A 22,657-nucleotide genomic window follows, 5' to 3' on the forward strand; every position below is an offset into this window, starting at 1 on the left:
GATTATACCTTTTCTCTTTTAACTATAAAGTTCTTTTTAGAAGCTGTATTTGGCCTTCATCCAGACTTCTAAGTTCCTTTTATAATTGCTGAATATCCCCTCTTTTCCGCCCAACCAATCGCACCCAACCACCAGACGCATCTGGTCATTAAGGGCGTAATCGGCAGAAAATCGGCTAAACCAACCTTTATGCATCAAATCGTAATAGGTAAAATTGGAGATCTGTAACGTACTCTCCAAAAGTTTTTTCGATATGCTGAGCGTTAAGAGAGCACTGTGCTCCCGCTGTGCTATTTGCGGTTCGTACTTAAAAATACTTTCGCTGGAGAACTGCGCCATAAGTATCCACTCACGAGGAGCGTACCAATCCACTCCCACCAACCAGTTAAGCGTATTAAAACCCTTTTGAGGGAAAGCTGTCTGCCCTGGTTTGTAGTTGAAGTGCTTATCTACATTGAAAGCAGCCTCTCCTCGAAGCACCAACTGACCTAAGGGTTTGGAAATATCGCCCCCCAAGAAACCCATACGATAATAGTTAGGAGAGACGACAAGTCCTTCGGGCGATAGTTTATAGCTTAAAACAGGCATTTTATTCCATGTGTACAACCCCGACAAAGAGAAGTCGACACCTGGCAGGGTAAAACTAAGGCGACCGCCATACTCCACATTGGAGAGTTTGAAAGCAGGATTACTCTCACTCTCGTCCCAAACGATAGGCAAATTTTTCTCCCGAGGCAAGATGCTCCAAGGATTATCGGCACTGGTCGGTAGCTTATACCCCTGAAAAGTGGGTACAAGAAGCAACTCCAGTTTCATCTTGTCATTGAACGTAAAAAAGCGTAGCGCATTGACCGACATACGGATATCATCATAATCTTGTGCCAAAAACTCGACCATATCCATCGGAGATACCAAGTCCGTGATACGCACTCCATCTGCCATACCCCATATAACCAACTGACGCCCCAAACGAAAGCCCCAGTGCTTCTCTCTATGATCCAAATAAGCCTCTCGCAAGTCAAACCCCGTGCGCTCTTTCAAAAGGGCATTGTGGGTAGCGTTGAAAGAGACGAAAAGAGAAGAGGCTCCAAACGTTTTCTCCACCTCTGCCCGCACACGCGTACGAGAGGCAATAAAGTCGTTGGGGTGCTGCACTTGTAGTGCATGGTAGGTATCTACAAAACCTTTCAGTTGCCACGACGAACTACTCTCCTCCTGTGCCTCGGCAGCCTGTAGCCCCATCCATAGGAAAAAGAGGAGGCTGAGATAGCGAGCATATATCCCTATCTTTCTCATCAAAACCTCCCTTTTTCGAGCGTGGTTACATTAAACTTTCCCTCTTCCATAGGGAGGTTGTATTTCGGATTCTTTATTTCCAAAATTGTCTGATGCCCCGTCTGCACATTGGTCATATGTAACTTTTGAGCCACCCAATACCCCTGCACTTGAGTAATAAGCGACAGCTGCAACAGACGGTGTAGTTTACCCATCTTATCGTAATACTCAACTTTCACGGGTAAGAGACAATCCTGCCGTATCCACGCTATCTTTTTGCTGAAAATACTACGTTTGTCTACGGGTACCGACTCCAACTTCCAGCATTTATGTCCCTCAAGCGTCTCTTCTCCCAAGAGTTTATGCACATCTTCATCGACATCTCGCTGCCCCATATCGTCGTAAGTAAAATCGCTTCCCATGAAGTATTCCGTCTTGGCAGAAGATCCACTGATACGGCGTGTCTTCTTCATAGCAGGCAGATAAAGCCATTTGTCGTCTTCTTTATCGGCACTGTTATAATCCCATGTAAGAAACCCTGTTCCCTTTACATCATTGGGATACTGAAAAAACATCACACTCTTCCTATCCTTTTTATCTTTTCCTACATCGATTGCATAGGAAGTAATCTTACGTTCACGCACACTCCCCCGTTTATTTATGAGTTGCATAACTAGCTCTGACTGCCTCGTATCTCCATCGGGTCGATCCTTCACTTTCTGTGCAATCTCTCGTCCTGTTTGGGCAAAAGATACCATCGCAAGAGTTACACTTGCGGTAATTGTACAAATCCATCTTTTCATATTTCTCTTCATTTTATAGGTCTGTATTTGTTGCTATACCATCTCTCAAAGCATTTCGGATTGGCTCTGCAACATTTTCAGATATTCGGGCGAGGTTTCCCGTAGTTCTCGATCTGTGCCAACGGCTTTAATTCGTCCCGCTTCCAAGAGAATAATTTTATCTGCGTTTCTGATGGTTCGCATACGGTGAGCTATGACAATGACCGTTTTATCTTTGATAAGTTCAGAAAGAGCCGCCTGTATAAGGCTCTCATTCTCAACATCAAGAGAGGCGGTAGCCTCGTCCAATAGAATAATAGGAGCATCCTTAAGGAGGGCTCTTGCAATGGAAATGCGCTGACGCTCCCCGCCCGAGAGTCGCTCTCCATTCTCTCCGATAATTGAGTCGATACCCTGTGGCATTCTCTCGATAAAATCTTCACAGCGTGCTATACGAGCGGCATGCTCTATCTCTTCATCGGTAGCTCCCTTTTTCCCAATGCGAATATTATCCTTTATACTCGCATTGAAAAGAACGACATCTTGGAATACAATCGAATAGTTTTGAAGAAGCACCTCGGGATCTATCTTGCTAATGTCTTGCCCCCCAAGTAAGACCTTACCCTTCTGTATATCCCAAAAGCGAGCTGCCAATTTAGCGAGCGTCGTTTTACCACACCCCGAGGGACCGATAAGTGCTGTCACCTGACCTTGTTGGGCTGTAAAACTTACCCCATTGATTACAGAATACTCTTCATAGCCAAACTCAACATCCTTAAACTCTATATCGTAATTCTGCACCGCTATCTGCTTTTCTCCCGTTTGGATAGGTATCGTTTTAATCTCTTTTATACGTGCCACAACGCCGTCGAGCAAAACAATCATTGACATAAAAGAGAGCAAGCTCTCTATAGGCAGATAGATACTCATCGTAAGCATCAGATAGGCAACGTATGCCAATATATTAACCTCTCCTGCAATCAAAAGATGAGCCCCAAAGACCGCAACGGTTACAATACCCAACTTCAATAGTATGCCCGTAAAAGAGGTAGCAATACCCGAGACGAGCTCTGCTCTTACTTTTGTTTGAGTGCAGTGATCCATTTTTTCGTAAAACGTTTTCAACGTTTTCTCTTCCAGATTATACGATTTAATCTCCTGTATCTGATCAATGCTCTCTTGCAAATCATCAATTACCTCTCGACTGCTTTTCACCCAATCGTCGACCCTTTTTCGTTGCCATCTTTTGGAGAGAAAAGCTATAAGTAGCGCAACGGGGATAACCCATAGAGCAGCCACACCCAACCGCCAATCATAGGCGAGTATCATAATGGAGATAATAATAGTAGAGATAGAAGTAGCATAGATATGAGGTAATGCGTGCGAAAAGATCTGCTCATAGATCGACAAATCGCTCATCATCGTGGCCGAGAGATCGGCTATATCTCTTTTTCCGAAATAGGAGAGAGGAAGGCTTTTCAGTCGGTTGGCAATATCGATCCTCATATTGGCACTTTCATTATAAACATTGTCATAAAGGCGGATGTAATCCCACCGAGCTACCAAAAACATCACAGCCAGCAATACAAGACCAATCACGATATAATCAACAAGTCTAAGCTCCACAGCTGCGGGAATCCCCTCTATACCCCCCAAATACTGAAATAAAAACAGGAATCCGATAAGAGGGGGAAACATTTTAGTCAGATTGAGAAGCGTATGTGAGAAGATCGACTTCTGCAAATTTCTCGCCCCCTTATCCGACATTGCATATCTTTCTTTGAAATACTTTTTCATCTTTCACCTCCTATCTTCCAGTGGATTGATTTTTGGTACTCATCCCATAGATTTTTATAAGTACCCTCTTTAGTTAGTAATTCTTGATGCGTTCCGCTCTCGACAATTTGCCCTTTTTCTACGACAAGGATTCTATCGGCATTCACCACGGTCGAAAGTCTATGAGCAATCATCAGTGTAGTTTTATCCCTCGATAGTTCCTTAAAAGAGGCTTGTATGATATGTTCGTTTTCTGGGTCGGCAAAAGCGGTTGCCTCGTCTAAGATGACAAATTCGGCATTTTTGAGTAAAGCCCTTGCAATAGAGAGTCGCTGTGCTTCACCTCCCGAAAAATAGGTACCCTTGCTACCATAAACAGTATCAAGCCCCTGTTCAAGCCTCTCGACTATCTCCTTAGCCCCCGAGCGAACGAGAGCACTCTCTAAATCTTGCTCACTCGCATCGGGTCGCGCTAAGAGCAGATTTTCTCTTAAACTCATCTTAAAGAGCCTCGAGTTTTGAAATACAAAGGCGATACTCCTCATTAAAGTCGACTTATCATACTCCTTTATGTTGGTACCACCTATCAAGATTTCGCCCTCATCGACATCATAAAAGCGAGAAGCAAGGCGGGCAATAGTGGTTTTACCTCCTCCAGAAGAACCTACCAAAGCGACCGTTTCGCCCTTATTTACCTTAAAAGAGATAGCATCCAAAACCTTTTCTGCACCATAAGAGAAAGAGACGTTTCTAAATTCTATTCCCTCGCCCAGTGTCGTTTGGGTTCCGTACGAAAGCGGTTCATACTCCAAGGCTGCATCTATCTTATCCAAAGCAAGCTCGGCGAAATAGGTAAAGTTCTTAATCGTGGCACTGCGCATTACAAAGATGCCGAAAACAGGTCCTATAAGCAGGTAGATAACACTGTTACCCAAAACCTCTCTTACATTACCTCCACTTGTAATAAGCAGGATAGCAATAGGCACCAGAAAAAAAGCCGTAGAGCCAACCACCGCTTCATACAGCGACATTTTGCTTCTAAAACTCATACTCCACTTTACAACCAAGTTTTTCATCTCTATAATGAGCGAATACAAACGCTCAAAACTCTCTACACTCTGGGCAAAAGTCTTCACGACTGGTATACCTCGTACATACTCGACAGCTTCGGAAGAGAGATGCGCCAAACCAGCATAGTACTCGTCGCGTAACTTCTTATTATTCTTGGTAACCATGGTACCCATAAGCAGCATACCGATAAGGAGAGGCACAATACAAATCCAACCTAACCTTGCATCAAAAAGAAACAAGAAAACAAGCAATACAAGGGGGCTAACGAAAGTCATAGCCAAGTCGGGTAATTGATGCGCCAACATATTATGCGTTTCGGCTGCCCCATCGACTATTACCTTACGAAGATTACCGCTCTCTCGATGCGTAAAGAATCCCAAGGGCTTTTCTATCATTTTTTTCACGCAAATCTTTACGATATTTTGCTCTACTTCAAAAGCAAAAATGTGCGAAACCAAAAGAGATAGAAAATAGAGCAATATACCTCCTACCGCAAAAACGGTAGCCCAAATAGCCTCTTGGCGTATACTGACTGCATCTACGCTCCCACTCAAAATAATACCACTTACAATCCGATGGATATACACCATAGGCATAAGTACAGCAATGCCCGACAAGGCAGAAAACAACATCGCTAAGTAAAGCAAATAAGACTTCCTACCCGCATAGGGAAGCAAGCGTTTTAGAACCGCTTTTTTCTTTTGTTTTTTCTCTTCAGACATAAATTCTATTTAACTATGAAATATGAGTAATCAGTTTATAGGTTTCTTGATTTCTAAAAAATCAAAAGGATCCATTTGTCATACGGACGCTTTCTCTTCTCCAAAGATTTTGAACTTACGGAACAATAGAGGGGTAATACTGAGGTCTGCAAGTAGAGCTGCCAACATACCCGCTACGGCAAGAATACCCATATGGATAAAGGAAACAGCCGAGGAGATCGTATAAGCGGCAAAGTTGGCCGATATGATAATACTCGTTAGAATGATAGGTGTGCCGACAATGCGGAACGTGCGTAGTATCGCTTTCTTGTAGCTACGCTGACGGTCGAACTCTAAATGCCCATGATTGATAAAGTGTATCGTATCGTCTACCGCCAACCCCAATACCATAGGCATAATAGTAGCCGTCATCATATCAAGGGGATAATTCATCCACCCCATAAGCCCCCCGACCACAATGGCTGGCATAACGTTAGGGATAAGCCCCACAAGCCCTGTTTTAACGCTACCGAAAACCAACATCATCAATATGCCAATCACGCAAAGAGCTATGAAGAAAGAGACGATTTGCCCTCGTACAAGGTACTGCATCATGGTAGTAAACTGGGGCAAAGAACCCACGGGAGAAATAATCGCTTGAGGAAAAAGTCGCTGTGCAAGCTCCGTGATTTCTTGCATTTCCTGCTCTGCCACCCCCGAGTTGTATCGGCTCAAATCGACCTTCAAGCGTAAACGTCTATAATCGTAGTCGATCCAATACTCCGCCTCGCTTCCTCCTGCTCCCTCGTAAAGAAGCATCTGTTGAGCCACCTCCTCAGCTGTTTCGGGTACGGTATAATAGGCCTCATCGTTGGAGTGAAGAGTACGATTCAAGTCTTTGAGAATATTCAAAATACTGGTAGTACGCCTCGTAAGAGGGTAAGCATCGACCACACGCGCCAAGGAGTCCAGAGCCCTTAAGTGCTTGGGTTGCTTGGCGGCACCATCTTGCTGCAGATCTATCAGCACGTCGTAGGAATACATGGCACCCAGCTCACTCTCGGCCACGTTAAGAATATCATTGACATAGGGAACTCGCCTCCCCATGGTACGCTCTACATCAAAGACCGTTTCTATCTTGGTGAATTGGAAAAGCAGAAATCCCGTCAGGAGGAAAAAGACCACCCACACGCCTCTTCTCCACTTAATCACCCACTCACCAAGTCGCTCCAACCTACGGTCTAACCAAAGCCCCTCTTTTCGTTCCTCTGCGGGTTGGGGCACTTTGTCCTTACCGAAGCTAAGCATAATAGGCATTATACTAACCGCTATCAAGAAAGTGAGCATAACACTTGTCGAGGTCGTTACACCGACAAAGTGCATCGGCACCATAGGAATGGCCAAGAATGAAAGTAAAGCGGCAAATGTGGTCAGTGCACTAAAAAGCACAGGCCAACCCATCTCTCCAATGGTCTCTATCGCCGCCTGCTTACGCTTACCATGCTGTAGCATTTGCCGTTTGAAATAGGAGTGTATGTGTATGTTGTATGCCACCGCTATGGCAAATGCCAAGAGCATCGGTATCATCATCATACCGCTATCGATGGTCATACCTATATAGCCGACCAGCCCGTATGCCATGACAATAGAACTTGCTGCCGTTACCAAAGGCACAATTACCCCCCTCAACGAACGGGTAGCAAGTGCCAGCACCAATATTGCCAAAAGCATGGCAATACCCATCACTCGAGGCATTTCTCTATTGACAAAGTCCATCTTCCTCTCGGTAAGATAGGGCATACCCGATCCTTTGGGATGCAAAGGAGCATACTCTGGCTTCATAATAATCTTGTGCAACTCTTGCCCCGTACTCATAGAAGGCGAAATAACCCCCTGTGCTTTCCACACCGAGTCCTCTGGAAAAGGGCGTAACTTGAGCAGAATCCACGTCTGTTTACCATCTTTTGAAACCAAACGATTGGCAATGTAGGGTTTCATAAAGGCTCTACGTCTGATTTCTTCCAGTTCGTCACGATCATCGGGAATATCCTCGGGTACAATTTGTTCTATCTCCATACCCTGTTCATTACCGACCATGAACTCTACATCGGTAAGAGAAGTGATTTTATCGGCATAGGAAAGGCTATCCAACATCTCGTTGGAGAGGCGACGTATCAGTTGCAAATTCTCCTTTGTAAAGGTGTTGTCGCAAGTGGTAAGTACCGCCGCATAGTTATCGTTACCAAAAATCTCCTTAAACTGCTCCGTCTGCACGAGCATGGGGTCGTTCTCGAGGAAGTAATCGTTCCACGAGGTACTGATATTCATATATCTCAAGCCCCCCAAACCGAGTACCAGAAGAAGTACAAAGGCCACCAATACCCACCAACGCTTTCGGATAATCCACTCACCACGATGGACAAACCATCGGTTAATTCGTTCTATTTTCATCGTTTATCTATTTCTAATCTATTATCGTCTATCAAAGGAACGGCTCTTGCGCAAGGAGTCCCAAAAAAAGAACAAAACATCTATTTGTTCTCAAAAAAAGAGCGAACCACCCAGGAGGGGTGGTTCGCTCTGAAAAAAACTATCGTATAAAAAAATCTTTGTTTCATACCAAGCAAGGATTCGTACACTCCGAGGTCAATACCACCTCTTGAGGGAGCTCCTCTTTCTTTTCGTGCAAATACATCAACTTTTCCCATCCGCCCGTACTAAAACGTATATACTCCCCGATAAAGCGTTCGGTATCCTCGAGCGAGAGTTCTTCGTGCTGTACGACTTCTTTCATCACACTCACCCACAAAGAAGAGGCAAAACGAATATAGAAAGGAGAGATATTTGTGTAAAGTTGCGGATAGTGCTCCTTCATAAGCCTTATATACTCCATACCGATAGCCGAGCTTTTATCAATCCACTCGTCGGTAAAATTGGCAAAGCGTGGGCTATGAGAGGCCGAAAAAAGAAGTTTTAGCTCTTCTCGATAGTGAGAGACTATGGCAAAGGTATCTTTGAACCACTCGCCATAGATCTCTTCCGAAGTGAATACATCTATCGTTACATATTCGGGGGTATTATGCCTATAGAGAATGGCATTCATGGCATCGAGAAGAGGGCGCAACACCTCTGCAAGCAGACTATCTTTATTCTCGTAATAGTTGTAGATATTGCTCAAGCCAACGCCCGACATTTGCGAGATTTCTCGCATAGAAACAGCCTTATAGCCCTTTTTAAAAAAGGCCTCTCGTGCCGTATCGAGTAATAATTGGCGTGTATAATCTTTGGTTGCTTGCATTAGATTTGCGACTTCAACTCTCGGAGTGCAAAGTTCACCATATCTAAAAACTAAAACAATACCTTAAAATGATGATTTTTAACCCACACTTCCTACTCATTACTATGGAGGGTTGGACTACAAAAGCCAAGGAGCCGCAAAGATATCCTCTCATACACATAGAGTAACTTCTCCGTAAAAAAAGAATTAAAAACAGAAAATAAAGCATTTACTCATAAGCAAAAAGAGGAAAAGAGAGGAGGAATTCTATATTTGCAATCTAAGTATATATATATTCAACTTAAATATACATATATGCAATCTGAAAATACATATATTCAGATTGAATATAAAGAAAAAACAAGAGAGAAAAACAACTTTTATTCGAGTGCTTAGAGACTTTTCTTTATAAGCGTATCAAGATTGAAATAAAGCGACCCTATCATACTCTGTCACATATTCAGAGAAAGGCTATACCCCTCCATCACGGCAGCGGCAAGAAAAACCTCTGCAAAAAATCTCCTCTCTCCTATTTTATTTACGGATATTGAAGGTATACTACATTCTCTATTAGTCTATTCTCATTATCTTTGTAACGGAGTGTAAATATACTTTTAAGAGAAGGTCACGAGAAAGCAGTGCCTTCATCTTGGGCGCCTTTTCTCTGCGGTATAACTCCCAAACAAAGAGTCTTCTAAAAAGATGAGAAATTTAGTATCCATCAGTCAATGCTCTCCTGAGGATATACTCCGTATCCTCGACAGGGCTTCCATTTTCGAACGAAACCCCAACCGCAACTATTTAGAAAAAAATGTAATTGCAACGCTCTTCTTTGAGCCCTCGACACGCACTCGACTCAGTTTCGAGACAGCCGTTTGTCGCTTGGGAGGCAAGGTTATCGGCTTTTCCGATGCGGCAACCTCGAGCTCTACAAAAGGGGAAACACTCAAAGACACGATTCGTATCGTCTCAAACTACGCAGACGTTATCGTGATGCGACACTTCCTTGAGGGGGCGGCGCAGTATGCCACAGAAATTACCGACCGCCCTATCATCAATGCAGGCGATGGCTCTAACCAACATCCTACGCAGACTTTATTGGATCTCTACTCTATCCGTCAAACGCAGGGTACACTGGAGGGGAAAACAATCGTTATGGTAGGCGACCTGAAGTACGGACGCACCATACACTCTCTGATAGAGGGCATGAAACCTTTCTCGCCCCGTTTTCTTTTTGTAGCTCCGCCCGAGTTGGCTCTTCCCGAAGAGTATCGCTCCTACTGCGCGAAGCACAACATCCCTTTTGAGGAAGTGAGCGAGTTCACACCCGAGGTGGTTGGCGAGGCAGACATACTCTATATGACCCGTGTACAACGGGAGCGTTTTTCCGATATCGAGGAGTACGAAAGGGTGAAAAACGTGTACGTACTCGACAATACTCTGCTTGAAAAAGCTAAACCCAATCTACGTATTCTCCACCCGCTTCCTCGTGTACACGAGATAGCACAGGAGGTAGATCTACACCCCTCGGCTTACTACTTTCAGCAGGCTCTGAACGGTCTTTTCGTGCGCCAATCGATTTTGTGTGAGGTATTGGATATAGAAATCAAAGAATAAAAACCTTACTCCCATGGAAGAGAAGAATACAAAGCAAAATTTTGAAACCATGCCCGTAGCTACCATATGTAACGGCACGGTTATTGACCATATCCCATCGTCCAAACTCTTTAAGGTAGCCTCTCTCCTACACTTAGAAACGGCAGCTCAACCCATAACGATTGGGAACAACTTTCCAAGCAAGCTATTGGGGAGAAAAGGGATTATCAAAATTTCAGACCAATTTGTCTCTGACGACATTCTAAACCGAATAGCCTTGATAGCCCCCAATGTACATCTCAATATCATACGCAACTACCAAGTAGTTGAGAAAAAATGCGTACAACTACCCGAGGAAATTATAGGTATAGTACGCTGTCCCAACCCCAAATGTATAACCAATCACGAGCCTATGGCTACGAGATTTAGGAGTAATAGTAACCAAGAAGAGACAACCATCGCGTGCTCTTACTGCGGACGTAAAATAAAAAGTGAACAAATAGAACTTCTATGAAACAGCATTGGAAACCTGGCACTATGATTAGCCCTCTACCTGCCTTGATTGTAACCTGTGCAGATCGTGCGGGAAAGAGCAATCTCTTCACTGCTTCGTGGACGGGGATAGTCTGTAGCGATCCCGCCCTCTGTTATGTAAGCATCCGCCCCGAACGTTACTCGCACGCTATGGTAAAAGAGAGTATGGAGTTTGCTCTAAACCTGACCACAGTAGAAATGGCCAAAGCGACCGACTGGGTAGGCATTGTAAGTGGCAGAAAAGAGGACAAATGGAAAGGCTCTGGACTTACGCCCATACCCGCCAAAATCATTCAAGCCCCTCTTGTGGCAGAGAGCCCAGTTAGCTTGGAGTGCAGAGTACGTAGCATACAATCCTTAGGTACCCACGATATGTTTTTGGCCGAAATTGTAAATGTTGTGGTAGAAGATGAGTATATCAACCCCGAGACGGGCAAGTTAGATCTCTCCAAAGCACACCTGCTCTCCTACGCCCATGGCGAGTACTTTGGGCTGGGCGACTTTATAGGTTACTTCGGTTGGTCGGTAAGAAAAGGCGACCAACCTATCAAACAACGCAAATAAAACTTGTTACTCGAGATGAAAAAGAAGCGTCATAACTACTATACCCCTCAGTGGAATTACACCTCTTCGAAGAGAAGAAAAAAGAAAGGTAAAAGTGCCGTTCGAGGATTTTTCCTTTTTCTGCTCCTCCTTCTTTTCATCTCCATAGGTGGAGGTCTATTTCTTCTGCTCCGCCCCGCAGGGGTTGCCGAGAAAGAAGCTTACCTCTACGTAACGGATACGACCTCTCTGGCTCGAGTTTTCCAACAGGTAGAAAAGGGGTTGGTGCTCCGCAATCCACGCATTTTCAGACAAGTAGCACACCTTTGGCGCATAGAAGAGGGTATAAGACCTGGAAAATACAAACTCTCTCCCTCGCAAAATATGCTCCAAATCATCCGAGAAATTAAGTATGGAGAGCAAGTGCCCGTAAGGGTACAACTCAAGGGTGCCCGCACGCAGCAAGAGCTCATCTCGGCTTTGACAGAAAACCTACAAATAACACCTTCGGAGGTAGCTCAACGACTGGAAGACCCCTCTTTCTGCTCCGCCTTAGGGTTCGACACTATTACCATACGCTGCCTCTTTATGCCCGATGCGGAAGGAGGGGCACAGAGCTCAGAGACTCCTCTCTATTGGAATACCTCTGCCGACTCTTTGATCTATCACTTCAAAAAAAGATACGATGCCTTTTGGACTTCACAACGTAAAGAGAAAGCGCAAAAAGAAGGGTTTACTCCCGTTGAAATTAGTATCATTGCCTCTATCGTACAGGAGGAATCCAACAAAAAGCAGGAGCACCCTCTTATTGCGGGGCTCTATATCAACCGACTACGCAAGGGTATGAAACTACAGGCAGATCCAACAGCTCGCTATGCGGTGGGCGACTTCACCGTAAAACGTATCGGCAAGCATCATATCCGCTTCGTCTCGCCCTACAATACTTATATCGTAAGTGGACTTCCTCCTGGTCCTATATGCTATCCGCAACAAAGTACCATCGACAGCGTACTGAACTATGCCGAGCATGACTATATATTTATGTGCGCAAAAGCAGATTTCTCGGGCTTTCATACCTTTGCCTCTACCTTTGAAGAGCACTTGAGAAATGCTCGTCTCTATCAAAAAGAACTTGACAGAAACAATATAAAATGATCCCTAACGCACCCGACCACATATCTTGGGAAGAAATACAAAGCCGCACCCGACTACTGGTAGGAACCTCTGGTATGGAGCAGTTCCAAAAAGCTCACGTTCTACTGGTAGGTGTAGGCGGTGTGGGTGGTGCAGTGGCACACATGTTGGTACGGGCGGGAATAGGAGCTTTAACGTTGGTAGACGGGGACAAGGTCGCTTATAGCAACTTGAATCGACAGATGGTAGCCTATCAAGATACCGTTGGTATGTATAAAACCGAGGCCCTTGCACAAGAACTCTTGCGCATTAACCCCAATCTAAAACTCACACTGCACACTGCTTATTTAGAAGCAGAAGATATCCCCTCTCTCTTTTCAACCTCCGAATACGCTTTTGTGGCAGATGCCATAGACACGTTGGCCCCTAAGACAGAGCTTATAGCCTACTGTCACAACCACTCTATCCCTATCATCTCTGCACTGGGAGCAGGTGCCAAAATAGACCCAACAGCCCTGCAAATAGCCGATATCAGCAAAACGCATACCTGTGCTTTAGCTAAAGCCGTGCGCAAAGCACTCCGCACCCGTGGCATCAATCGAGGGATACCCGTAGTATTCTCTTCCGAAACAGCCATCGAAGGGGCTACCCTCGGAACTTCGGGTGATAAAGGGAAACGCTCTACCGTAGGAACTATTTCTTATCTCCCCAACCTCTTCGGCGGGTTTATGGCAGGCTATATCCTTAGAACTCTATCTGGCACATAAAATGACTACTCTCTATACCCCTACTCATTGCTCCCCAGAGGATTTTATCTCGATAAAAGACCTCCGCAAAAACTTTGACACTCTGGAAGTGCTAAAAGGGGTCAACTTATCCATTAGTAAGGGAGAAATCGTATCCATCGTAGGACCAAGCGGAGCTGGAAAGACAACGCTTTTGCAGATATTAGGCACCCTTGATGCCCCTACCTCGGGAGAAGTTTGGATTAACGGTATAAATCCGCACACGCTACCCGAGAAGAAACAAGCTCTTTTCCGCAATAGAAAAATCGGTTTTGTGTTTCAGTTTCACGAGTTACTACCCGAGTTTTCCGCCCAAGAGAATATAGCTATTCCCGCAATGCTTGCAGGAGTGAAGCACAAAGAGGCCATGAAAGATGCCGAAGAGATGCTTATAAGAATGGGGCTAAAAGAGCGGTTAAAGCATAAACCACGAGAACTGTCGGGGGGAGAAAAACAGCGTGTAGCCGTAGCGCGCGCACTCATTAACCGACCCGATGTGCTACTGGCAGATGAACCCTCGGGTAGCTTGGATAGCAATAATAAAGAGGAATTGCACCAACTCTTCTTTCAATTACGAGAAGAATTACAACAAACCATCGTCATCGTTACACACGACGAACATCTATCCCATCTAACAGACCGACGTATAGAACTCGTAGATGGAACGATTGTCTCCATAACCTCTTCTCTGCATGAGCTATAACTTTTTCCATTTCAACAGAGGGGATAGGATGGTACTACTACTGCTTTCTCTCCTTTTCCTCGGGGGAATTTTCCTCTTTCTCTTCTCCTCACAGGGGAAAGCCGACAAGCTATCTTCGGCTCAAAGCAGTACTACAAGAACTCTCCTTACGCAGCAAGAGTGCGATACTCAACCCGACCCAGTAATTCATAAAGGGACAAAAAACGATACCCTCGAAACCAACGATCACTATGTAGGGCCTCCCGAGCCTCTTACCTATAAACCTAAGAAACGTATCCCCAAAGGGGTTATCTTAGATCTTAATACGATCGACTCAACTACGCTCACTCAAATACCAGGCATAGGTCCCACCTTTGCACGTCGCATAGTAGCCTACCGCGAGCGTTTAGGAGGCTATTACACGGTACTACAACTACAAGAAGTGTATGGAATGACACAAGAGAGGTATGATGAAATCAAGCCCTATTTCTCGATAGCTTCCGCTCCCCAACCTATCTTGTGGGACACGATTTCCTACCACGCTATTCCTCGACATCCCTACCTCAACTATCTGCAAAGGGCTGCTTTGGAGCGCATTCTCTACAGAGACGGCAGTATCGAGAACTGGCAACAACTCAAAAACCTATCGGAATTTACCGTAGAAGACAGCATAAGACTTAGTCACTACTTTTCATTCTAACCCTTTTATCAAAAAGCTATGCTAACAAAAATCTATCCCGATACTCCCAACTGGCACACCATCGACCAAATAGTAGCTCAACTCTTAGAAGGCAACCTTATCATATACCCCACAGGTATCGGATATGCCTATGGATGCTCTGCTTTGAAGCAGAGGGCTATCGAAAAGGTATGCGCCCTAAAAGGGGTAGACTGGCGTAAACATCGCTTGGCTGTCATGTGCCCTTCGATCAACTCTATACCAGAGTATGCCAAGGTAGATAACCGTGTATTCCAATACATGAAAGCCCACGAAAGAGAGCCGATAACCTATATCTTGCCCGCCAAATCGGAACTCCCCAAAATCTTACAAAACAATCACGAGATAGGGGTGCGCCTCTCACAACATCCCGTTACGACATTACTCTTAGAGGCGTTGGGTTCTCCGCTACTTACCGCCTCCCTTCCCATTCGTCACGAAGAGGTTGAGTACCTTACCAACCCAGAGCTTATCGATGAGTGTTATGGCAAAGATGTGTACACGGTAGTTGATGGAGGAATTAGCGAGGGAGGATACACCTCTATTATCCGACTTACAGAGGGAGAAGAAGAGATTGTTCGAGAGGCTCAAATAGGTTTTTCTTCTCTTTTATAACCCTACAAATAACCTATGAAACCTACCTTTACATATATTTCTTACCTGCTGTTTGTTGCCCTATTGATGGGTATTATCATCGGATGTGCAAGACAAGCCTCTCCCGAGGGCGGTCCCTACGATATGATTCCTCCGAAGCTTGTACGAAGTGTACCCGTAAACGAGGCAACCAACATTACTTCTAAAAAGATAAAACTCCGCTTCAATGAAAATGTGAAAGTAGAGAAGCAAAACGAAAAGGTCTTCTTCTCTCCTCCACAACAGACCCCTCCACGTATTTTACAGGGCACAGGCAAAACTATAACCGTGATTTACGAAGACGACTTGAAGCCGCACACAACCTATACAATCAACTTCACCGATGCTATTGTCGACCTTAACGAAAACAATCCTTTAGAGGGGTTTGTCTTTGCTTTCTCAACGGGTTCTTCCATCGATACAATGCAGATACGAGGTAAAGTTATCGATGCGCAGAGCTTAGCCCCAGTTCCGAACATTCTTGTAGGGGTACACCCCGACGGGAGCGACACCCTTTTCCAAAAACGGCCTTTCGTAAGAGTAGCTCAAACCGATGGAGAGGGAGGTTTTACCATAACGCATCTTGCACCTGGGAGTTACCGACTTTTTGCGCTCAACGATTTAGACCACTCCTTTAGCTATAGTCAAAGGAGTGAGGGATTCGGTGTAGCAGAGCAACTCGTTACTGCAGTCTCCCCTTTAGTACAAAAGCGAGAAGAGGTCGAAACCAGAGTGCAAGAAGTCGAATCGGCAACGGATACACTCCCTGCGACAAAGGAAATGAGCCTACCCACTCCATCAATGACAGATAGCATTCGTACCGACTCTATCGCACAAAAAGACTCAATCGCCCTGCAACAAGAAGATGCCCATTTGAATCTACTCCTCTACTCTGTAGATGTACCCAAAAAACAATTCTTACAAAAGGGTCATCGCCCCGATTCCTTACGTCTTGTTTTTAACTTCAACGCTCCGATAGATTCATTACCCAAGGCTTCCCTGCTCGATTTGACGACCGAAACAAAGGAACTATCCCTACTACAACTCAACGAAGAACGAACCGAAGCTACCTATTGGATAGCCGATCCTACCCTATACCAAAGAGATACGTTAAACGTGCAGATCAGGTATAATGCGATAGACTCTTTAGAACAGACCTATATGCAAACGGATACACTATCGCTCATACATCGCAAAAAGGAAGTTCGCAACCGATCTCTTCTCAAAGGGATCAATAGAGATTCACAAAACTCTTCTCCCGATTCGCTACAAAAAGATACGGAAACCTCCCCGATACACACCCTAACCGTTGAGCAAAAAAAGAGTAAGAGATGGTATAAAGACTCCCCTCGAGATACAATACAATTTGCCGTAAACGAACCGATAGATCGTATCGACACGACCCGGATACACCTCTACTCGGTAAAAGACAGTATAGAAACTCCCGAGCCCTTCTCGCTAAGAAAGATACCCCTCAATCCTTGTGGTGTAGAACTTATAACCAACTACAACTACGGCATAGAGTATAAACTGGTAGTCGACTCTGCCGCTATTGAGAGTATCTACTCGGGCATTAACAGTAAAAGTGAAATACCTTTTTCTATACAGAGTGAAGACAAGTTCGGAGCTGTCCAACTCTCATTCCCCGAGCTTCCTCTGGAGGGGATTGTTTATATAGACCTATTGACCTCCAAGAATGAAACCCTCGCAACGTTTCAATTAAAGGATAGCATCTTACAAATCAGCGATCTTCCCCCAGCTTCCTACTTTGCTCGTATGTGGATAGACCTCAACGACAATCATGTTTGGGACCCTGCCTCTTACCCTAAGAGAAGGGCAGAACCTGTCTATTTCTATCCGCAAGCCCTATCGGTACAAGCCAAATTTACCTCCGAAGAGGTTTGGCTCTTCAATAAACTCCCTCTTGAGAAACAGCGTCCCTCAGGTATGGAAAGCCCTTTCGGAGAGGTAAAAAACAATCAACAAGGACGGCGAGAGAAGAATCTGAACGAGGAGTATATCCAGCGCATGAGAGAGCGTTATGGTGATAAATGGAATCCCTCCAATAGAGACCGTAAGATATTAGGACTCCCGACACGAGCAGAGGAAAAAGCACAAAAAGCGGAAGAGAAAGAAGAGAAAGAAAAAGGAGGAAAGTCCAAAGAGAAGAAGGGAAAAACTGCTCCGTAACTTCTCCTAACAAGAGCGATAGCATATCGTGGAGGCCGTTGCCTGTTTTCTCCAAGTCTTTCGATACTTTTCTTGCCATGATACGATACAAGTATGAATGATAAACTCTATTCAGAAAGGCTACGACGCCCTCTAAACATACTCTTGGCTATTGCGGCTCTTATCGTTGCTACAGTACCCATCTTGCTCTCGCAAAAACTGCACAAAAAGATGGTTTATGAGGAACGTGCCAAGATGGAACTCTGGGCATCCTCGACCGAAGCACTGGCAAGCAATGAAGCAGATGCTTCGCTCAATGTACTCCTCTCTATTATACGCTCGAATAAAACAATCCCCGTTATTCTCTGTAATAAAGAAGACTCTATTCTCTCCTATAACAACATCGAGCTGAAAGAGGGCATCGATACGCTCCAAAAACTCACCTATACATTAGAGAATTTCAAAAAACGCTATCCCCCTATCGTTATAGACTTGGGAGAGGCGGGCAAACAGTATCTTTACTACTCAGACAGCTCTACGCTGAAAGAACTTTTCATCTTTCCCACCATTCAGATCTTTATCTTCGTCTTCTTTGTTCTCATCCTTATTGTCGCTTGGTATCTGGCGCAAAAGAACGCTCAGAATAGACTTTGGATAGGACTTTCTAAGGAGACAGCTCATCAACTGGGCACTCCTATTTCCTCTCTCATGGCTTGGACAGAACTGCTTCAGGGCGAACTCCAAGACGGCACCCCTCTGGAGGAGATGAACAAAGACATCGAGCGATTAAAAACGATAGCCCACCGCTTCCAGAAAATCGGCTCCGCCCCTCAGTACGAAGAGCGCAACCTCACGCAAGAAATCGTGCAAATAACCCAATACATGGAACAGCGCATCAGTAAAGAGGTGAGCATATTTTTAGATGTTCCTCAAAAGGGGGTTATCCTCATCAAACTAATTCCCTCTTTGTGGAGTTGGGTCATAGAAAACCTCATAAAGAATGCCGTCGATGCGATGAAGGGAAAGGGGGAGATCACCATAACTTTAGAGCAAAGAGGGCGTTATGCTTTAATAGACATCACGGATACGGGGAAAGGAATCCCTCCGAGATACCGCCGGAAGATATTTCATCCTGGCTTTACGACCAAGAAACATGGCTGGGGGCTTGGTTTATCCTTAGCACGCCGCATCGTAGAGGTTTATCACCATGGTAAAATCATGGTGCTGCGAAGTGAACTTGACGTGGGTACAACGTTTCGAATAAAACTCCCCCTAACGAAAAACTAAGCGACACCGCCTCGAAGCACAAAGGGAGAAAAGCCTCCCTATGGACAAAAAGCGACTCGAAACTCTTTCCTCTTGCTAAGAATACGCAGCATAGAAGTCTTGCCATCTCAAAGATAAAGAGTATGCCTGCCCGACAATTCTTTCTTTTCCTATTGAGAAAAACTTATCCTCTCTGCTCTCTTATATCAGTTCAATAAGGGAGTAAAACCCCCATTCTACCTCTTTAGAAACTGCATTTTACAGCTAAAAAAGTGGCTTTTATCGTGAGCAATTTTCTATTTTCAATCTACATATATGTATATTTAGATTGCGTTTATATATATCCAGATTGCATATATGTATATTCAATCTGAATATAAAGAATTATACACGATCAAAAAGAAAATTCGTGGTACAAAAACATTAAAATACACCAGTGTATTGAGCAAGTCCAAGTCTCGAAAGGAAAGAATAGATGGGGAATTATGGAGAGGTCTCATAACAACATTGCCCCTACTCTATAATAATATAGAATAGGGGCAAACGCTACAAAACGTATCAACTACCTATTTACAGCTCTTCTCCTAATCAATGTTTTACGAGAAACTTAGAAATATACTCTCCACGCTCTACTTTTGCCTTGATAACATAAGAGCCTTCTACCCAATTAGATGTATCAATAGAGGAGAGCCCTTGAAGTTGACAAACAAAATCTCCATTTAGAGTAAAAACAAAAGCCTCTAAATAATTACCATCAATATATACCACCCTATCGGCAACTGTCGGATAAACCAATATCCTCTCCTCTCTTGCTAAGACCTCTACCGTCGGAAGATCCTTTTCTCCATCGGTCATAATCCACTGTTTAGCATTAGCCTTGACACTAAGCTCTGGAGCATATTTATTTGTCTCCTCTTCATTGGGGAAGTCGGCCTTATTGGTATAGACAATCATTCCCTTTTCATCTGCCGTTGCGGTTGGGAGTGTCTCAATCATTTTCAGAGCCTTTTCTACGGAGAATTTATTGAATGATATATCGACAAGTCTCAAACTATTACAGCCCGTAAAATCAAGTTGCTCAATATTATTGTGATTAAGGTCAATACCCTGCAAAAGTTGGCAACCAGAGGTCTTAACCGTGGTTAATGCATTAAAAGCAGCAGAAACAGACTCCAACTTTTTAAGCTGAGAAAGGTCGAGCAGAGAGAGTTTATTATCTCCACAACTCAAAACATTAAGCTCTGGAGTATGAGAGAGATCTATTTGTCCCATCTCGTTGGTAAAACAGTAGAGCTCTTTAAGATTGGGGCACATGGTTACATTCAAAGCCTTTAACTTATTGATGCTAAGGTTAATACTTTCCAACTTCTTATTTTCCGAGAGGTTAATTTCTTCCAGAGAGTTTTCCTTAAGATCTAGCTCCTTAAGTTCGCTATTTTTAGATAAATCAATAGAGGAAAATCTATTGTCAGATGCACTCAGTTCGATCAGTTTAGTCAGTTTAGCAAGCTCCAATGTTTGTAGTCTATTGCGCTTACAGTAGAGCTTCTCTATATTTGCATTCTCCGAAAGGTGCAAGGAAGTAAGACTGTTTTGATCGACAGAGAGTGCTTTGAGGGCAGGAGCTTTAGCCAGACTAATGGTAGACAATCCATTGAACGAAGCATTTAACTCCTCTAGTTTGGGGAGTTCTCCGAGGATAAAATTAGTAATCTCGTTCTCCATGAAATAAAGGTATCTCAGCTCGTTACAACCTGCCACATCGAGTTGTGTAAGCTTGTTCTGACTACAGTCGAGCAACTCTATTTTATCGGCAGAAGAGCAATCAATCGTCGTAATCTTATTACTCTTACAATCGATGGCCAGCAGGCCCCCTTCTATGGTTATAAATTGGTCTTTTGCCGTTGTTTTAAGACTTATCGGTGTTAGTTTCGTAAGCTCTTTAGAGACCGTATACTTTTTGGGTTCCTCCTCTCCGATAGCAATCGTTATTTTATCTTCGACCCCAGCAAGACGTAGCAATACATTGCTTCCCGCCTCTGCGCCTATTTTCATTACAAAGCGAGGCTTTACATCGACAGGCCCAACGTCGAGAATCCACCCCTTAGCAATAGCCTCTTTGAGGTGTGCCGTAGCGACGTTAGGATTACCCTCTACTAAAAACTTTTTCTTCCATGCTTTTTCAAAATCCAATACATGTACCTCTGTTACGTTAGGTAGTTTTTCGATGATACTATTTATCTGAGCAACAGGGATATTGTTATGCTGGATATGACAGGCATAGAGTGCTTTGCAGTTTGTGGGAAGGAGTAAACTTGTGAGCAAGTTGTCATGGGCACGAAGGTCTCGAAGGGCTACATTGGAACTAAGATCAAGTGTAGTGAGCTTATTATTTTGGCATTCAAGTTTTCCCAGTTTAACAAGTCCAGCCAAACCAAGAGAAGTAAGTTCATTGTTTTCTACAGCAAGAGAAGCTATTTCTGCAAAGCCCTCAAGGTTAAGTTCTGTAAGCAAATTATCATTTGCAGAGAGGGCTAGCAGGGCAGGACAATTTACAAGAGTGAGTTTTTTAAGTTGATTGCTTCCCACACTGACGTTTTGAAGTACCCCCATATCTTTTAATTCCAACTCTTGGAGGCGATTGTTAACCAAGTCTATCGAAATAAGTTTCTGCAACCCCGTAATCTTTAGCTCTGTCAACAAATTCTTCCTCGCAGTAACGCTTGAAAGCTCCACGAGAGCACTAAGGTCAATAGAAGTAAGTTTGTTATTGGCAATCGATAGATTTTTCAAAGCCGTATTGTCAGGGGCAAAGTTCCCTGCCAACAGGTTATCATCAAGAGAAATTTCTGTGAGTACAAAACAGTTTGAGAGATCTATACTCGTAAGCTGATTATTTGAAAGAAGAACACTGCCCAACTTTCTCCCCTTACTTAAGTCAATCGATGTAAGCTGATTATTTGACGCATTAAGAGACGTCAACTTAGAAGCCTCTGTCAAATCCAACGTCTTAAGTGCTCCATTGGAACAGTCAAGAGAGAGCAGTTCGGTAGCATCCAGCACTTCGAGTTCTGTCAACTGGGCTTTGTCGAACTTTATCCCCTGTATATTTGTCCCATATATCCTTACCTCTTCCTTGTGATCGGTGCTGTAAACAGGATTAGGATAGGTGTAAGTCCCTGCCGTGTATTTCTTCTTAATACCGCTCCCCCAATCGACGTAAAACTCCCCATTGGGAGAGCTTACCTCAAAGTAAAGCATCTGTTTAGAAGCAATAGAAGTCTTAAAACGGAATGCAAGCACATCTTGTGGCGACTGTGCTAAAACTGTGACAAATGCAAATAATGTCAGCAGTGAAAACAGTAAATTTTTTTTCATGATACATAGAATTATGTTTTTTTTCACTACGAGACAAATAGAAAGCTCTTCTCTCTATTTTCCTCTTCATCGGTGACGAAAGTAAACATTAAATTCCCTAAAGCAAAATAGGACTAAAACGAAATTAAAAAGAAAAAAATCAGATTATTAATTAAGGATTAAGGGTATAATAAAAACAAACGACCCACACTATAATCCCTTATTCCACTATCAAATTAAGAAAACAAAAAAAAAATCCCGCAATGAACAACAAACAAAACGCACAATAATTGATATTTATTTATATATTTGCAAAAACAAGAGGTAATTTCCTTGTAAATCTTGTCTTAGTAATACC

At 43.8% G+C, this 22,657-nt stretch carries 17 protein-coding genes; 10 read left to right on the forward strand and 7 right to left on the reverse strand.

Annotation, left to right across the window (positions count from 1 at the left end; translation table 11 throughout):
• Positions 1-36: 36 nt before the first annotated feature.
• The 6 genes from B5D06_RS03250 to B5D06_RS03275 form a co-directional block, all read right to left on the reverse strand.
• The gene (locus B5D06_RS03250) at positions 37-1,296 is read right to left on the reverse strand and encodes a DUF1302 family protein (RefSeq protein ID WP_078736593.1); all 1,260 of its coding nucleotides are present in this window, start codon (positions 1,294-1,296) and stop codon (positions 37-39) included.
• Positions 1,296-2,078 carry an outer membrane lipoprotein-sorting protein gene (locus B5D06_RS03255; protein WP_078736594.1) on the reverse strand — a complete coding sequence of 261 codons (783 nt, stop codon included), beginning with the start codon at positions 2,076-2,078 and terminating at the stop codon, positions 1,296-1,298. The genes B5D06_RS03250 and B5D06_RS03255 overlap by 1 nt, the downstream gene beginning before the upstream one ends.
• Positions 2,079-2,123: 45 nt before the next feature.
• Positions 2,124-3,854, reverse strand: coding sequence for an ABC transporter ATP-binding protein (locus B5D06_RS03260; RefSeq protein WP_078736595.1), 1,731 nt, complete (start codon positions 3,852-3,854; stop codon positions 2,124-2,126).
• Complete coding sequence (locus B5D06_RS03265) at positions 3,851-5,626, reverse strand: ABC transporter ATP-binding protein (protein ID WP_078736596.1); 1,776 nt, start codon at positions 5,624-5,626, stop codon at positions 3,851-3,853. Before B5D06_RS03265 ends, B5D06_RS03260 begins: the two co-directional genes overlap by 4 nt.
• A gap of 78 nt (positions 5,627-5,704) precedes the next feature.
• Positions 5,705-8,056, reverse strand: a complete 2,352-nt coding sequence (locus tag B5D06_RS03270) for an efflux RND transporter permease subunit (RefSeq protein WP_078736597.1) — start codon at positions 8,054-8,056, stop codon at positions 5,705-5,707.
• A gap of 163 nt (positions 8,057-8,219) precedes the next feature.
• The gene (locus B5D06_RS03275; RefSeq protein ID WP_078736598.1) at positions 8,220-8,903 is read right to left on the reverse strand and encodes a TetR/AcrR family transcriptional regulator; all 684 of its coding nucleotides are present in this window, start codon (positions 8,901-8,903) and stop codon (positions 8,220-8,222) included.
• A gap of 681 nt (positions 8,904-9,584) precedes the next feature.
• On the opposite strand from B5D06_RS03275, the gene pyrB reads away from it, so the two are divergent.
• From pyrB to B5D06_RS03325, 10 genes are all read left to right on the forward strand, one after another.
• A complete protein-coding gene (gene pyrB, locus B5D06_RS03280) occupies positions 9,585-10,499 on the forward strand; it encodes an aspartate carbamoyltransferase (protein ID WP_078736599.1) in 915 nt (304 codons plus the stop codon).
• A gap of 13 nt (positions 10,500-10,512) precedes the next feature.
• The gene (gene pyrI / locus B5D06_RS03285; protein WP_078736600.1) at positions 10,513-10,992 is read left to right on the forward strand and encodes an aspartate carbamoyltransferase regulatory subunit; all 480 of its coding nucleotides are present in this window, start codon (positions 10,513-10,515) and stop codon (positions 10,990-10,992) included.
• Positions 10,989-11,576, forward strand: a complete 588-nt coding sequence (locus B5D06_RS03290) for a flavin reductase family protein (protein WP_078736601.1) — start codon at positions 10,989-10,991, stop codon at positions 11,574-11,576. The genes pyrI and B5D06_RS03290 overlap by 4 nt, the downstream gene beginning before the upstream one ends.
• A gap of 15 nt (positions 11,577-11,591) precedes the next feature.
• Positions 11,592-12,710, forward strand: coding sequence for an endolytic transglycosylase MltG (gene mltG / locus B5D06_RS03295; protein ID WP_078736602.1), 1,119 nt, complete (start codon positions 11,592-11,594; stop codon positions 12,708-12,710).
• A complete protein-coding gene (locus B5D06_RS03300; RefSeq protein ID WP_078736603.1) occupies positions 12,707-13,456 on the forward strand; it encodes a tRNA threonylcarbamoyladenosine dehydratase in 750 nt (249 codons plus the stop codon). The genes mltG and B5D06_RS03300 overlap by 4 nt, the downstream gene beginning before the upstream one ends.
• Before the next feature lies 1 nt (position 13,457).
• The gene (locus B5D06_RS03305; protein ID WP_078736604.1) at positions 13,458-14,177 is read left to right on the forward strand and encodes an ABC transporter ATP-binding protein; all 720 of its coding nucleotides are present in this window, start codon (positions 13,458-13,460) and stop codon (positions 14,175-14,177) included.
• Positions 14,167-14,856 carry a ComEA family DNA-binding protein gene (locus B5D06_RS03310; RefSeq protein WP_078736605.1) on the forward strand — a complete coding sequence of 230 codons (690 nt, stop codon included), beginning with the start codon at positions 14,167-14,169 and terminating at the stop codon, positions 14,854-14,856. The genes B5D06_RS03305 and B5D06_RS03310 overlap by 11 nt, the downstream gene beginning before the upstream one ends.
• Positions 14,857-14,874: 18 nt before the next feature.
• On the forward strand, positions 14,875-15,489 hold the full coding sequence (locus B5D06_RS03315; protein WP_078736606.1) for an L-threonylcarbamoyladenylate synthase: 615 nt from the start codon (positions 14,875-14,877) through the stop codon (positions 15,487-15,489).
• A 15-nt stretch (positions 15,490-15,504) separates the two neighbouring features.
• Positions 15,505-17,697 carry an Ig-like domain-containing protein gene (locus B5D06_RS03320; protein WP_078736607.1) on the forward strand — a complete coding sequence of 731 codons (2,193 nt, stop codon included), beginning with the start codon at positions 15,505-15,507 and terminating at the stop codon, positions 17,695-17,697.
• A 93-nt stretch (positions 17,698-17,790) separates the two neighbouring features.
• Positions 17,791-18,963, forward strand: coding sequence for a sensor histidine kinase (locus B5D06_RS03325; protein WP_078736608.1), 1,173 nt, complete (start codon positions 17,791-17,793; stop codon positions 18,961-18,963).
• Positions 18,964-19,530: 567 nt separating this feature from the next.
• Here the strand turns inward: B5D06_RS03325 and B5D06_RS03330 are convergent.
• On the reverse strand, positions 19,531-22,320 hold the full coding sequence (locus B5D06_RS03330) for a leucine-rich repeat domain-containing protein (protein ID WP_078736609.1): 2,790 nt from the start codon (positions 22,318-22,320) through the stop codon (positions 19,531-19,533).
• Positions 22,321-22,657: the final 337 nt, after the last annotated feature.

It is taken from the genome of Porphyromonas circumdentaria, from assembly GCF_900167105.1.
In the GTDB taxonomy this organism is placed as follows: Bacteria; Bacteroidota; Bacteroidia; order Bacteroidales; family Porphyromonadaceae; genus Porphyromonas; species Porphyromonas circumdentaria.